5 protein-coding genes are annotated in these 16,492 nt (G+C 36.2%); all 5 read right to left on the bottom strand.

The window, feature by feature from the left end; genetic code table 11:
• Positions 1-128: 128 nt before the first annotated feature.
• Positions 129-5,285, bottom strand: coding sequence for a hypothetical protein (locus TYM08_RS05845; protein ID WP_422382028.1), 5,157 nt, complete (start codon positions 5,283-5,285; stop codon positions 129-131).
• Between the two features lie 587 nt (positions 5,286-5,872).
• A protein-coding gene (locus tag TYM08_RS05840; RefSeq protein ID WP_422382027.1) for an IS5 family transposase occupies positions 5,873-6,807 on the bottom strand; the annotation gives its coding sequence in 2 pieces (ribosomal slippage) (positions 5,873-6,501 and positions 6,501-6,807; 936 coding nt in all).
• A gap of 160 nt (positions 6,808-6,967) precedes the next feature.
• Entirely contained in the window at positions 6,968-9,181 is a 2,214-nt protein-coding gene (locus TYM08_RS05835; RefSeq protein WP_422382026.1) for a BspA family leucine-rich repeat surface protein, read from the bottom strand.
• Between the two features lie 751 nt (positions 9,182-9,932).
• Positions 9,933-11,375 (bottom strand): sodium/proline symporter PutP, encoded by a 1,443-nt coding sequence (gene putP / locus TYM08_RS05830; RefSeq protein ID WP_422382025.1) that lies wholly within the window; start codon positions 11,373-11,375, stop codon positions 9,933-9,935.
• Between the two features lie 544 nt (positions 11,376-11,919).
• Complete coding sequence (putA, locus tag TYM08_RS05825; protein WP_422382024.1) at positions 11,920-15,753, bottom strand: bifunctional proline dehydrogenase/L-glutamate gamma-semialdehyde dehydrogenase PutA; 3,834 nt, start codon at positions 15,751-15,753, stop codon at positions 11,920-11,922.
• Positions 15,754-16,492 lie beyond the last annotated feature (739 nt).

Below are 16,492 nucleotides of genomic sequence, written 5' to 3'. Positions count from 1 at the left end.
AAGCAAAAGCCAAAAATAAATAATTTATATAACTCTATTTATTATGTAAAAACTAAATCAATTCTTACACTCAGTAATTCACATAAAACATAAATACTGAGCGTAACCTTGACTATGCTCAACTCATACTACCAACTATTAAATTGAAGTTGGAAACTACTCGATGCCTGTTTAACAAGAATATAATGATCACAATTATTCGTACCAGTATTGATGCTTGTATACGAATTCAGTGTTTGCATAACATTTTCTTGAACAACACCATTACAGTTTTGTACATCATACAAAATACTTCCACTACCACTCCAAGTGCCTAATTGAAGATTACCCGAATTGTGGCCATATTTAATGCAATCGCCTTGTGTGACTGACAATTGTCCTCCCGCTGAGATACTGACGGAGTTACTTAAGTCGCATGCAAATGAAGTACCTGTGCCTGTACCTGTACCTGTACCTGTACCTGTACCTGTGCCTGTACCTGTGCCTGTACCGACTATCGCCAGATTAACGTTGTCTAGGAAAACATTCGCATTATTATTGCCACTAGAATGAATACCTACGTTAAAGTCTAAACGAGCAATATTATCAGTAGGAACATTTGGAATGTTAAAACTAAAAGTCTGCATTTGAGTCGTAAGATTTACCTCTTCGCGGAAGTAAGATGTCCAAGCGCCTCCGCCCATACCCAAGTTTACTGTCATGACTCGATTGCTTTCAGCTCGAGCTTCAAACGTTAACGTATAATCACCACTTTGAGTAGGTGAGGCAGTGACTGCCTGCACTCCATAAAATACATTACCAGGATTATAAACGGCGATTTGTAATTCATTTCCATCGTAAATATTCTGACCTGAACCACCCTCATTAGCAAAATACTGCCAATTTGTAGCAGACGGATTGTCAAAACTACAATTTGGGATAATATTACTTGTTATAGTCTTGCAATCTTGAGTTCCAGTTCCCGTTCCAGTTCCCGTTCCCGTTCCCGTTCCTGTTCCTGTTCCCGTTCCTGTTCCTGTTCCTGTTCCTGTTCCCGTTCCCGTTCCTGTTTCTTGCTGTAATGATAAATAGACATTATCAAGAAAAACATCGGCAGTTTCGTTTAAACCACCATTCGCACCAACATTAATATCTAAGCGTGCAAGATTATCAACTGGAACATTTTCTATTACCCGAGTAAATGATTGCATTTGCGTAGTGAGTGCAATTTCTTCACGGAAATAGCTCGTATAATCATTCCCACCTTCACCGAAATTAACCGTTATATTTCGATCGCTTTCTGCTCGTGCTTCAAAATTAAGGATGTAAGTTCCTGCTTGAGTTGGTACTGAAATCACAGACTGTGCATGCCAAAATTCATTACCGGCATTACCAATATCAATTTGCATTTCATTTCCATCAAATACATTTTGAACCACCGCAGATGAATTAGCCATCGCGATCCAATTTACTGAACTTACGATACTCATGTCACAATCAGGTACCATATTATCAGATTCAGTTTCACAGCTAGTCATTTCAACACTAAGATCTAAACCCACAACAGTGGTAGGTGTAGGGAATGTTTTACCAACAGATATCGGTCCGCCATCACCAATTTGACCACTTTCACCTAAGCCCCAGCATTTTACAGAATCATCAGCTAAAATCGCGCATGTCTGCTTATCACTTGCAGAAATTGCAACAGCATTACTTACCCCTTGTACTGGAACAGGCGAAAGTTCAGATGCACCTGTTACAGTATCTTGACCCAATTGACCATGACTGTCAGCTCCCCAGCATTTCACAGAACCATCAATAAGTACTGCACAGGCATGACTTTGACCCACAGCAATATCTATTGCTTCTAGAAGTAAATTATCTACAGTTCTTGCAGTGTGGGAATTGGTTTGTATTAGATGAGCTTGTCCCCAGCAACTTACCGAACCATTCTCAAGAATTGCACACGAATTATAATATCCAGTATCAATATTTACCGCTCTATAATCTATCCCTTGAACCGTGACAGGCGAAGCCTCAAAATGATTTGATAAATCATTATCCCCTAAAGATCCAGAAATCCCATTCCCCCAACATTTAACTTCACCAGTGGAGATGATTGCACAGCTATTATTAAATCCAGTATCCATTTGTGTTACACCTGACAAATCTGGCACTACAACAGGGTATCCATTTTCATTATTTTGAATTCCATCTCGATTATCGCCCCAACATTGTACGGTATCATCATTCATAACTGCACAAACTGTTCTGGATTTAGCAGAAATAGCCTTAACTCCAGTTAGCTCGTCACCTGATGTGGTTTTTACGGTTTTAGGAATTAAGCTATAATGATTATTTGTATTCCCATCACCAAATTCGCCATAGCTAGCAAGTCCCCAACATTTAACTCGTGAATCTGATAATAATGCACAACTCGTTGAGAGTCCCACTGCGAGCATAGTGACATTACTCAAATTAGGCACTAACTGTGGTGTCGATACGAAATGAGAGGTTGTAATGCTGTCTCCAAGCACGCCAAATGCACCACTGCCCCAACATTGCACTGTTTTATCTTCTAAAATAGCACAGCTTCTGCTATACGCCATATCAACACTCTTTACAGGGCTACAAGCACGATGGGTTGCAGTCGCTCGACTTCCACTGATACAACTGTCATTTTCCATTTCGATTACTTTGTTTTTCTTAATGACTTCTGCATCAATTCGACTAGCAGCCAAACCATTTTCTCTACTTAGGTTTTCTAAAAATTCAGCAGGTAATGGACGGAATCGCAAACGTGCATTGATCGTAAACGGTCCAGTATGACCATCAAGTGGAACATCATATTGCTCAATACGCTTTTCAAAAGGTTTTAATGCATTAGAGTTCACAATGCTGTCGGCAATAAATTGAGTCATTACTTTAACTCTTGATACTTCAGGTAATTGAGTTTGCGAGGCTGGATCTCCATTTACATCTAACCCTAACGTAAAGCCATTTTGATAATTCACAAGACCTAAATTGGTGCCGTCAGCTAATATCCCTGAATTCACACCATTATCACGTAAGTTAGCATCCAAACCATCAAATAATTGATAAACACCATTATCCACCTTAATATTAAATCGCTCATCCAATTTCGCGTAAAATGCCCCTAAATCACATTCATATTCTTTTTCACCGTTGGATTCACCACAATGGCTTTTATTATAACGCTCAGGCCCAAATGGATTAAATTCTGTAGCTGCAACTTGGTTTTGTGTGGATAATGTTTGACCATTACTATCTATTATCTCATCTGCTGCATTGTGTGAAAATTGAGTTAATGCACCTGATGTATAAACATTGATATATGGAGAATCTTCGGTACCTTCACCTTTTAACACTTCCAATTCAATCCAAACTTGACGCTCTTGTGATAAACCTGCAGGAATATTATGACCCGCCCCTACGTTTTCTACTGAGATTTTAATTGGCAAAGTGTTAGTTACTGTATCCACTTCAGCTGAGATAACTTTAAAATCCACCGCTTTTTGTAATAGAATTTCACGAGCGTCAAATATATCACCACCATCAAAATCTAAAGTTGAGTTAACATTATCTTTATCCATAAAATCATTGAAAGCTGTTGTTCCAATAGGGATTTCTGAGATATCGAAATTCGCTAGACCATTATTGCCTGGAGCGGTTGGATCAATCGCTGGCAATTCATGAGTTAAGAACCGATCAACACCAATAAAGCGATGATTACTAATTTCTTCAATATCATCAGAAAAGGTTGAAACTTTACCCATTTTGTAGTCACCAGGTTTAGCATCAGGGTCGGTCATGTAAGTTGACATATGACAATCTTGGCAGGTTGTAATTCGTTTCATTTTATCACCAGCGGCATTATAAACTTGAGCACCAGTGGAAGTTTTAGCGGGTTCGCGCGGATTTGCTATATGATTTTCTAATTCTCGTAACCCAGGATCGATAAATGCTGCGTAAGCCAAGTTTTCATCATAAATATCACTATTCTCATCATAGGCATAACGGTGGATACTATCGGTATAATAAGTAAATCGATTATTGCCAGGCTGATTAGCTGCTGAATTGTCTATTTTGACTTTGTTAAACGTATTATCATTATTATTCCACGGGCTATTTAGCCACTCCGAAAATAAATTTTCTACGCGTCTAAATGGGTCTTTATCAGAATCTGCAATATCGGCATTTAAGTCTGGTGCTGGTATACGTACATCATGACAACTGCCACACATTTCACCAGTTTTAATATAAGGCCGTTGCAAGCCATCTTCACCAATATATTTAACATTTTGTAAATTTGTATGTGAAGTAGGGGAAGTTGGTAGTGCCGCGAACTCTGTTACATCTGCTAAGTGAGGGGCAAACATTTGAAATGCACTTGATAAATCGGCAAAAACGCCACCAGCAATTTCATCAAATGGTCCAAAATACATTCGGTTAGATGTATCATTTGATTTGTGGCGCTCAATTAAATAACCACTATTAGCTGTACCCACCTCAAAACCAGGTCGATTATCTATTGCTCCATTGTATATATTTTGTCCATCCATACTATGACAAACAGTACAGGTCACGCCTTCAGTGGCGACTTTTGCATTACTTTTTTGTATATCTGTAAAGTTTTCACTTGTGTCGTTTGCAATATTAACCAATCGTGTATGCGAATCAGGAATCAACGGATTACCATCCATATCTTTATTTCCAATTAGCGTATTTGCATCAAAAACAACATCTTCAAATGCGTCTGTGAGAACGGCTACAGGCGCATGACACTTTTGACAAAATAGTTGATTTTCAGTTCTTAATACACCGTAATCTGCACCATCGGTTCGAGTTAATCGACCATGACCTGCACCAAAAGCATTTTCATGATTTTCAACAGCTTCAAGCGCATGAATAGGTGGACTAATAGATGAATACCCCATCATTGAAGAACGCCATTGTTCAAATTGAGTGCTATGACAACCTGAACATTCATCAGCTGATTGAAAATCGTCCCTTGAATCAACCCAATTTGTACCTAATGGCAAAGCAATAGCAACAGGTGTAACTAGTAATGCGATTACGCCAAATATTACGCTAGATACAAATGTACCTAAATGACTCAAACTATTTTTATAAAATATATTCTCCGATGCATCAAACTTTTTTTTTGCGTTGAGAATTAAATGACTTCCTTTTGAAGCAAACATTTTCTTTCGAAACAACATCCTCTTAATTTTAGTTTTGTTTTGGGAAAACAATATATTTTCCACAATCTTTAAAAACTCCATAACTTACCCTTACCTTATTATTTATATGATTTAAGCAAGCTATACTTTATCCACCAAACCTTTGGTTAAAATTTTAATTGACCAAACCTTTGGTCAAAAATATAGACATGCATATAAATTATAAAGTATGAACATATATAAACATAGTTATTTGTAATAGATTGAAGCGTAATTTAAGTACTATTTTTAAAGCTTATCCAACACTAATTATTTAAAGACAATTAAATATTTAAAATTTAATAGAACTGTAATAAACATGTAATAAATCAATAATATTTCAAAGCTAATTATTTATATCAAAATAGTAAGTTCCAATCTGTTATGTATTAAGTTTATAACATAATTGTTATTAATAAATTATATTTAATATTTTAATCAATTTTTTTGTTACCTGATTGTTAGTATAAAGTAGAAATTAATTTATACTTTAAATAATATTAAGGAATCTCTGATTTAGAATCCTAAAGACTCAATAAAAAAATCTTACAATTTTTTTCTAAAAAACACCCTGAAATTGCGAAAAAACTCGCATACTTCCTAGAATTTGGCTGGTTTGCCAAATTCTAGGCGTAACTCGCCTAGTTCATTTATAAATTCCTCATCATATAAATATTGGCTAACGTAAATAACATCGTCAGCTGTGCCGCATTTTTTGCCAGCCCTTTGTATTTCACTTTTCGAAATCCAAACTGACACTTTACGATTCTAAAAATATGTTCCACCTTCGCTCTTAATTGCGCCTTTATTTTTTCCGTGGCTTTTTTGTCATTGTAAATTGTGCCCGTCCCGTGTTTTTTTACCAATGAACTTGGTCGCTCTGCGATCAGCCATTGGGCTGAAACATCTTTATTTTCTTCACGCTGATCCGCACCTAAATATCCGCTATCACCGTGCAATAAATTATGCGCTTCGGTCACATCATGATGATTAGCCGATGTAAATGTCATGCTGTGCGCCACGCTTGTGTACATGTCGACACCCACGTGCGCTTTCATTCCAAAATAATATTGATTCGCTTTTTTGCAGGAATGCATTTCTGGATCGCGTGCTTTCGATTTGTTTTTGGTTGAAGGTGATGCGTGAATAATTGTGGCGTCCATCAGTGTCCCTTCTTTTAATAATACACCTTGATCAACCATAATTTGGTTCATGGCTTGTTGCATTTTTTCTTGTAATTTATGCTTCTCAAGCAAATGCCTAAATTTTAAGATGGTGTTTCATCAGGAATTTTATGTGTTAATTCTAATCGAGCAAATTGTCGCATGGATGCAATTTCATAAAGTGCATCCTCCATTGATGGATCACTCATCGTATACCAGTTTTGCATTAAATGAACACGAAGCATCGTTTCAAGCGGGTAAGGCTGACGACCTTTTTTATACATTTTTGGATAAAATGGCTCGATGATAGGCAGAAAAACGCCCCAAGGAACAAGTCCTTCCATTTGATTAAGGAATTTTTCTTTTCGAGTTTGTTTTCGTTTTAAATGGGATTCTGCGTCTGTAAAGCTGAGTTGTTTCATGTGATATATAGGTTTTATTTAAAATTAATAGACACTCATATTTTAGCATTATTTAAACAGAGTTTCCTTAAATTAAAAAATGACTAATATTATTTTCCAAATAAAAGAGCCGTTAATTTTTTTAATTTAACGGATCTTATCAATAATTCAAATTTTAGGATTATTGAACATTATCAACTACACCACCATCCGAGATAGCCCAACCAAAAGTTTCAATCAAAGCAGTACGAGCAGTCTGAGCTATTGACCCTGCACTATAGCGACTGCTTCCAGCTCCAAATATTACACCATCTTGTGGCATTTGATTGCTCCATGATACTAATAACAGGTCGTAGTTTACTGTTGAAAGCTCGGTTTCATCAAACATACCATTCATAAATTTAACGCTTGAAATATCCCAAAGACTGATATCTTGATCAAAACCTGAATAGGCAAACATTGAACTCATTTCAGTAACAGAAGATACAACCCAAGCACTTAAATCTTGGTTAAACTGAGTTGCACCATTAAATGCCCCACTAAAGCTCGTCACATTAGATACATTCCAATTTGCGATATTTTGATTAAAATTAACAGCCCCTCTAAAGATTCTAGACATCGACTTTACGGAATTCACATCCCATTTATCCAATGGTTGATTAAAATGCTCTGAGTTATTAAACATTTCATTCATATTGATTACCGATGATACATTCCAGTTATTAATATTTTGATTAAAGCTTTTCGCTTCTCTAAACATTCCACTCATATTAGTTACTTCAGAAGTATTCCAACTTTCAATACTCTGGTTAAAATCAGCGGCTGAAAAAAACATCTCTTGCATATTCGTCACAGAAGCCGTATCCCAATTATCTAAATTTTGATTAAAACTAAACGCATATTTGAAAGCACCTTCCATATTTGTTACTGAAGATACATTCCAATGACCAATATCTTGATTAAATAAATACACCAGTGAAAACATATAGGACATATCCGACACTTCGGATAAGTTTGGGGCGTCAATATCCACAATATTTACATCCGTGCAGCCCATAAATGCTTGATGCATAGACTGCCATTGCATATCCCCCCACTGTTCAATGGACTTTAACTTACTACAATCATCACTAAAATTAATCAGTGGGTACGAGCCTGTTATGCTGATTGAATAAGTGCCAACTTGATCATAGGCATGAACAATGCTGGATGTTATATTAGATTCCTGTTGACCGTCCCCCCAATCTACTGTGAAGTTATAATCATAATCAGAGCTAACCCCTAGTGTAATCTCTTTATCAACTCCACCATCCATATCTGTTTGCCAGGTGGTAATGAACGCTCTGAATTCTTTAACAATAACTGTACGCAAGATATTGCTTTGATTTCCCTGTTGATCGGTTGCTTGATAGGTAATTTCATATCTGCCCGCTATTTGATTATTAACTTCGCCAGAAATAACAACGTTTATATTTGCCCCAGAATTATCCTTAGCCAGTGCACCTAGTTCTTGATAATTTTCACCGATTAATAATTCAATATTATTTTCTCCGATTAATGTAATTAAAGGAGAGGCAGGATCACGAACATTCACTGTGCGTGTCACGATATTTGAGACATTACCTGATGAATCCACTGCCTGATAACTGATGACGTAACGTCCTTTAAGTGCAGCATTCACTTGACCTGTTAGGCTGGCTTGTAGGTCAGTATTGTAATTATCGGTTACATTGACACCTAATTCTTGATATTCAGTTCCCACTTCAATATTAACTTCATTTAAACCAATCAACTCGATACTTGGCGAAATGGTGTCAATAACATTAACAGTTCGTGTCAAAATATTTGAAGCATTACCCGACTGATCCATTACTTGATAAGTAATGTCATAAGCGCCCAGCAAGGTATTATCAACTTGACCAGACACCACCAACTGCAATTCGTTGTCATAGTTATCTGCTGCATCCACACCCTGTTCAGAATATATGTTACCGACTAACAAGTCGGTACTACTCTGACCAATCAGTTCAATGCTAGGTGCGGTAGTATCCAAGACATTTACTGTACGAGTTAAACTTGATTGATTACCTTGGGAGTCAGTGGCGGTATAAGTAAGGATATAAGTGCCGATTACATCATTGATCACTGAGCCGGATGTAACCACTGAAACGGTTCCACCCATTTCATCTTTTGCTATTGCACCTTGGTCGGTGTATTGAGTAAACACAGAAATATCAATCACAGCATTACCATTTAGTGAAATAGTAGGTTTGCTATTTTCTGTTTGGGTATCTGTTTGGGTATCTGTTGAATTTGGTTGATTATTACTACCAACACACGAGGAAATAATAATTAAAAAATTTAACACAAGTACACAATTGAATAAGCGTTTCATATATCCTTCCTTATTTACTCTGAATGAGTAAAAAAACAATGCTATCACAATATATTTTTAATAAAAATAAAAGAATTGGAAGCGTTTCACAAACCTCGACATTAGTAAAAATTCAATCTCAGTCTAATATGATGCATATTTTTTGTTCATAGCAAAAATGATACATGATTTGCATGTCATATATTTATAATTCAAACCTGATAGGCCTTTTGATTTAAACAACTAAGTAATCCAAAAAATTATGGTGATTTTTTTCATTAATTTCAAAATCAACCAATCAACCAATCAACCAATCAACCAATCAATATAGAAATTTTCATCATCTGGCGCAATGAGAGACTTTACTCATTTAATAATTCTTCAATAATTATAAATCATTTTACCTTTGCAGTTGTTAAACCAAATATTAATTAAAACATTATTGGATGCGGACAAGGTCAAATAAATATTGACAGTTTTAGAAATGAAGGATTTCAATTAAAACCACTATAATTATGCAGAAGTTTTTGCTTAATTAAGTCTATGCTTTATTTCGAATAAATACAGGTAAAAGTAATCGGTATAATATTGAGTCAATATTTCAAATAAAAAAATTAGAATTTTTATTGGATGCTTGAGATTCTAAACAAGGGCCACCTTAGTGTTTTATTAAGTTGCTCAATTTTTTTGAAAAAAGCGCACACCCTTTTGGATTATACGCTTTTGTTTTAATTTCTAAACAATTCTAAATTTGTGATTTAAGATTTGTGATTTATAGCTTAAGTTTATTCAATAACGCTTCACTTGGCTTAGCAGTGAATGTACTAACCACAATAATACTAATAAATGCAATAAAGAAACTTGGTAATAGTTCAAAGAAATAATGCCCTTCAAATGATACAAAGTTCTTAACGATAAACGTAGAAAGTGCACCAATTACAATACCTGCAATGGCACCGTATTTTGTTGTGTCTCTCCAAACTAATGAAAGAATAATTAACGGTCCAAACGCAGCACCAAAACCACTCCACGCATAACCCACCATACCTAAAATACTACCAGTATCATTCGCAGCAATCACATACGCAATTAATGCAAACCCAGCAATACCAAATCGGCTGATCCATGCTTTTTTCTCGTCAGACACATTTTTAAATAATGATAAATCTTCTGTTAACGAAGAACTTAACACTAATAATTGTGAATCTGCAGTGGACATTACCGCCGCTAATACAGCTGCTAAAATAATACCGCTGATCCATGGGCTAAATACCGCACTTGAAAGTGCTAAGAAAATTCGCTCGCTATTTCCACCTTCACCTGTCAAACCCGTTAAACCATTAAGTTCTGCATAACCAATACCGACTAGGCCGATACAAGTTGACAAAATCAAAGCAACGATCATCCAAGTCATACCCACTCTTCTTGCAGCAGGAACATCTTCTGCACTTCTAATACCTAAGAATCTAGCTAAAATATGTGGCTGTCCGAAATAACCTAAACCCCATGCCATTAATGAAGCACCCGTTAACAACGAGCCGGTTTTCCATGCAAACGCTTTAGGATTTATTTCTGCAATGCTCACTTCTGATCCTGCAATGGCAAAATAAGCCAGTAACGCACAAAATACTAATGCAAAAAACATCAAAATACCTTGAACTAAATCGGTCCAACATACTGCTAAATAACCACCTAAGAATGTATACGAGACAATCACTAACGTTGTAATGATCATTGCAGTTTGCTCACTTGCATCAAATGTATGTGCAAATAATAACGTGCCACCTTTAAGACCTGATGCTACGTAAAGCGTGAAGAAAAATAAAATAACTACGGCAGAAACTATTTTAAGTACACCTGTATTGTCTTCAAATCGATTGCTTATGTAAGTGGGTAATGTAAACGCTTTAAGCTGTTCACTAAACGTTCTAATTCTTGCTGCAACCACAACCCAGTTGGTATAAGCACCAATAATTAAGCCTATAGAGATCCATAGTCCTTCACTTAATCCTCCAGCAAATACCGCCCCTGGTAAGCCCAACATTAACCAGCCACTCATATCTGATGCACCAGCACTGACGGCTGTTGTCACTGGACCTAACGTTCGCCCACCAATTATAAACCCTTCGTTATTTTTCGTTTTTAACATCGAGTAATACCCGATGCCCAGCATCATAATTAAATACAAGCCAAATTGTGCATACAATAAAGTCATAATTGTCTCCAGTTGATTAATTTTTTCTGGCATAGCGAGCATTCACTAGCCAGCGTGTTTTGAGCAATCTGATTAACATTAACCAGTGCTGCATCTCTCCAAAAAAGTATAAAAACTTACTCAAAGTAAATTTGTAAACTATCAATTTTTTATGCTGACTCATTGAACAACAATAAAAAACTCTTGTCTTAATACAAGTATTAGACAGTGACAAGTTACCCAAAATAAAAATTTATTTCATTTCTCATTAATTTATATGCTATGAAATATTGCTAATAATAAAGCCGATTCCAAACACATAGTTAATGAATATTAAATTCCCTTTAAACCATACACTAAAACAAGCACTAAAAAAGGTTTAATATAAAATGAAAAAAATACACTTATCCCATTATATTAATTAATATTTTTTTATTGTGAACTCAATGTGTTTTTTCTAGGTAATAATAATTATTCATGCATCCATTTCATTTTTTAATTTATTTTTTTGATATAAATATCAACCCTACATTTTTTTGTAGGATTGATACTTCAGACTTAATTCTTAATCTTCTTCCAAGGTCATAAGTGATGTATTACCACCAGACGCAGTTGTATCGACACTCACTGTCTTTTCAGTTAATAATCGTTGAATCAAATTATCATAATATTCAGAACTAATGACAGGCAAAATTGCACCTTCTCGTTTTGCCAGTTGCTCACTAATATAATGTTTACACTGACATTTTCCGTTTACTACTATTCCCGCTAAATCTGGATGCGCTAACAATGTTGATAAATGACATAATCTGGCAACTTGAAATATATGTTCATCGTCGTGAATGTCTCTGAATTTTTCTCTAAAGGCAATGGCTTCATCGTAATACAAATCTGAGACAACCGTAATCACTGTATTACCTGTTGCTAATGCCGTTACGATAGATAATAACCAAAAATGAAAACTCACATGTTCATCTGCATAACAGGTAATATTGCCGCGATTTTCTAAAAACAACACATTCGTTTCACCTGTTGGCCCGGGTAAAATTGTGGGGGTTTTTAATCGTTTTTCAATGTCTATTAATTGAGAGCGTGCATCAGTTAATGTACGCTCTAAATCATCGGCAAAATCATCTACGCTTTCTACACGAGCAATTTTTGCAAGCCATTGGCGCATACAGGATATTCGTGTGTTTAATTCAGTTAAGCGCCAGCTTTTTTCTGCACTGCTAGCTTGTTGCATAAACACATTAGCTTGTTTTTGAGATTGCTCATCACCATCAAATACCGCCATTTGTGAAGGTATTAAATTAGCTTGTTCAATTGTCGGTGTCGCATTTTCTTTTACTAGTCGCGTTAAATAATTGGGCCCGCCTGCTTTTGGTCCTGTACCTGACAGACCTCGGCCGCCAAACGGTTGTACACCTACTGTGGCACCAATCATATTTCGATTAATGTACACATTGCCTGCTCGTGACAATTTAGCCAAATCAAATGCGCGCTGCTCTATTCGAGTATGAATACCCATAGTTAAACCAAAACCAGTGCTGTTAATGTCATCAACAATCTGCTCTATTTCCTCCCCCTTAAATCTTATGACATGCACACAGGGGCCAAATACTTCATGCTTTAATACATTAATATTTTTAATTTCGTAAAGTCTTGGAGCAAAAAAGAAATGTTCATTTTCAGATAATTTAGCACTAACTTCATCTGAAATTTCACATTGAAATAATAACTGTCCATGAGTTTGCATATAATCACTGTGTAACGTTAATGCGGTTAACGCTTTTTGATCAATAACAGGACCGACATCGGTACTTAATTTTTGTGGATCACTTATTGTTAATTCTTTTAAGGCGCCTGTCAGCATAGTGATCACAGTATCAGCAATATCTTCTTGTAAATACAAGACACGCAAAGCAGAGCAACGCTGTCCCGCAGATTGAAAACCCGATGAAATCACATCGTCAACCACTTGCTCAGGCAGGGCAGTCGAATCCACAATCAGACAATTTTGACCACCTGTTTCTGCAATAAACGGCACTTGATCACCACCTCTATTTGCCAAAATTTGTGAAATAATTGTGGCGGTTTGTGTGGATCCAGTAAACATCACCGTTTGAACATGGTCATTAGGTACAATAATTTCGCCAACTAATTTACCGCTTGCAATCACTATTTGTACCACACCTTGCGGCAGTCCTGCTGAATGCAATAACTCAATGGTGCGCAGTGCAATCAAGCTGGTTTGTTCAGCAGGTTTGGCTATTACAGTGTTACCTGTAGAAATAGCCGCTGCAATTTGACCTAAAAATATTGCCAACGGAAAATTCCACGGGCTAATACATAACACGACACCACGAGCCTGTAGTCGCTCATCTGTTTCAAGTTCAATGGCTTGGTTTGCGTAGTAACGACAAAAATCAACCGCCTCTCTTACTTCGTCAATGCCGTCCTGTGCAACCTTGCCTGCTTCTTTAATACACAACGCAATTAATTCATGTGTGTGTCTTTCAAGTATGTCTGCAATATTATTTAATAATCTTGCACGCTCTTCGACTGGAGTATGCGACCAAGATTCAAATGTGCCTTGTGCGGTATTAATCATTTTTTGCATGTCATCTTTATTGTGATAACGCACGAATCCAATCACTTCATTATGATTAGCAGGATTTTTAACCGCTACTGCATCTTTGTCAGTCGTTGTATTATTTAACTGATTTTTATCAAACCAAGTATCTAATGTATATTTTAATTCAGTAATTTTTTGAATGTCTGTTAAATCTAAACCTTTAGAGTTTTCACGTCCTAACCCTTTTGTGTTTTGATACAAATCTAACGGATTACTTATTTGATGATTGGTTTTGTCTTTTAAGCGCTGAGTTTTTTCAACTGGATCGGCCAATAACGTTTCAACCGGTTGAGACTCATCAACAATGGCATTAACAAAAGAAGAGTTCGCGCCGTTTTCAAGTAAACGTCTAACTAAATAAGCCAATAATTCTTCGTGTCGTCCTACGGGTGCATAAATACGACATTGAATACTTTCACTCAGTACAATTTGATCATACAAAGAATCTCCCATGCCATGTAAACACTGAAACTCAAAACCGTCTTTATCGTCTCCTGCTAATTCAACAATGGTGGCGGCGGTATAAGCGTTATGAGTGGCAAATTGTGGATAAATACTGTCTCGGTATTCTAATAATTTATTAGCGCAAGCATGATACGACACGTCTGTTGAAGACTTACGTGTAAACACTGGGAAATATTGATGTCCATCTTTTTGCGCATGTTTAATTTCACTGTCCCAATATGCGCCCTTCACCAAACGCACCATCATTTTTCGATCCGCACGCAAGGTTAATTGTCTTAACCAATCGACCACAAACAATGCGCGTTTTTGATACGCCTGTAGAGCAATACCAAACCCTGCCCAATTGCCTAATTCTTTATCCATAAAAACAGCTTCAATGACATCCAAAGAAATCTCTAATCGCTCAGACTCTTCTGCATCAACCGTTAAACCAATATTATAACTTTTAGCCTGTAAACATAGTGCTTTAAGCTTGGGTACTATTTCATTCATGACACGTTCGTTTTGCACAAATTCATAACGAGGATGAATCGCAGAAAGTTTCACAGAAATACCAGGCACTTTACGAGGGTCATTTTTTCCAGATGTTTGAGCCACTTTGCCAATCACATCAATGGCATTTTGATAGGATTTAAAATAACGATCAGCATCCGCCATGGTGCGCGCGCCTTCGCCAAGCATGTCATAAGAATACACATAACCTTGCTGTTCTTTTGTTGCTGCTCTTACGGTTGCATCTTTAATGGTTTCACCCATAACAAACTGCTTGCCCATAATTTTCATTGCATAGTTCATTGATTTACGAATAACGGGCTCACCCAATCGACCAATGACTTTTTTTAATAAACCAAAACTGTCCTTTTTACGTGAATCGCTGTAATTTACCATGGCACCTGTAATTAATAGTCCCCATGAAGATGCGTTAACAAATAACGAATCGCTGCTGCCTAAATGACTGCTCCATTTACCTTGAGACACTTTGTCACGAATCAATGTGTCTTGAGTATGATGATCGGGGACACGCAATAAAGCCTCAGCCAAGCACATCAACACCACACCTTCTTCACTTGATAATGTGTATTCTTTTAATAACGCGTCAATTGCACCATTACCTGCTTCATCTTTACGAATTTGTAACGCCATCTTACGAGCGCGCTCCCAAGCGCGACTTCGAGCACTGACGTTTACTTCGGCTAAAGGCAATATATGATCAACGGCCACATTTTCATCGATATGATAATACTCGCGGATTTTCTGACGTATAGGACAGTCAGTATTGAACGGTTCGTTATACAGCATAAGTTTGCCCTTAAAAGAATTGTTGTATTTATAGTTTGCTGGAGTACCCAGCACGTTACTGAATTTATATTCCTTCATTTCAGCCTAGTCGATTAAAACCTTATTTACGGGATTAAGATCCCCCAGCCTTGTCCAACATAAAATGAGCTAAATCTAATCAGCTCACTCTTATTAGCTCACTCTTATTAGTTCACTACACCATGAAATGAATATAAAGAGCGTATTTCGTTCATAACCATACAATGAAACCGATTATGAATTCAAACAACCTGAAAGCTTCAAGCCCTTGAATCTTTTATCAAGGAAATATTAACGTTACATTTTTCGTAATTTTGATAAAAAATGTATGGTATCTTTTATCAAAAAAACCTATAAAATTTTATAACATAACAGGAACACGTATAAAAAAGGTGCAATTATTCAATTTCTAATGAAAAAAATCACTTCCATCCTGCCAGTAATTAACTCGCCTTACCAATAGAACATAAACAAACCATAAATGCAAAATTGACACCCACAAAAATAAATGAAGTAAAAAAAATTAGTCCGATATATTAATAATCTTAAAGACCAAACATCTTCTTAACATCCATGTAAACATGTTATAAAAAAATTATACAAACATACTTTTGAAAAATAATAAAATTAAAAATTTTAGATACTCCTTTCCAAAATATACATCGCCCCAATATACCTTGTCCAAAAATACCCCGTCCAAAAACAAAAGTTTCGTCAATCA

The sequence above is a fragment of the Marinicellulosiphila megalodicopiae genome (assembly GCF_045862395.1).
In the GTDB taxonomy this organism is placed as follows: Bacteria; Pseudomonadota; Gammaproteobacteria; order Pseudomonadales; family Natronospirillaceae; genus Marinicellulosiphila; species Marinicellulosiphila megalodicopiae.
This window is presented reverse-complemented; position numbering and strand designations above follow the sequence as displayed.

Coding starts and splice junctions, on each gene's coding strand:
- TYM08_RS05845 (WP_422382028.1), bottom strand. CDS start 5,285: ATGGAGTTTTTAAAGATTGTGGAAAATATATTGTTTTCCCAAAACAAA.
- TYM08_RS05835 (WP_422382026.1), bottom strand. CDS start 9,181: ATGAAACGCTTATTCAATTGTGTACTTGTGTTAAATTTTTTAATTATT.
- putP (WP_422382025.1), bottom strand. CDS start 11,375: ATGACTTTATTGTATGCACAATTTGGCTTGTATTTAATTATGATGCTG.
- putA (WP_422382024.1), bottom strand. CDS start 15,753: ATGCTGTATAACGAACCGTTCAATACTGACTGTCCTATACGTCAGAAA.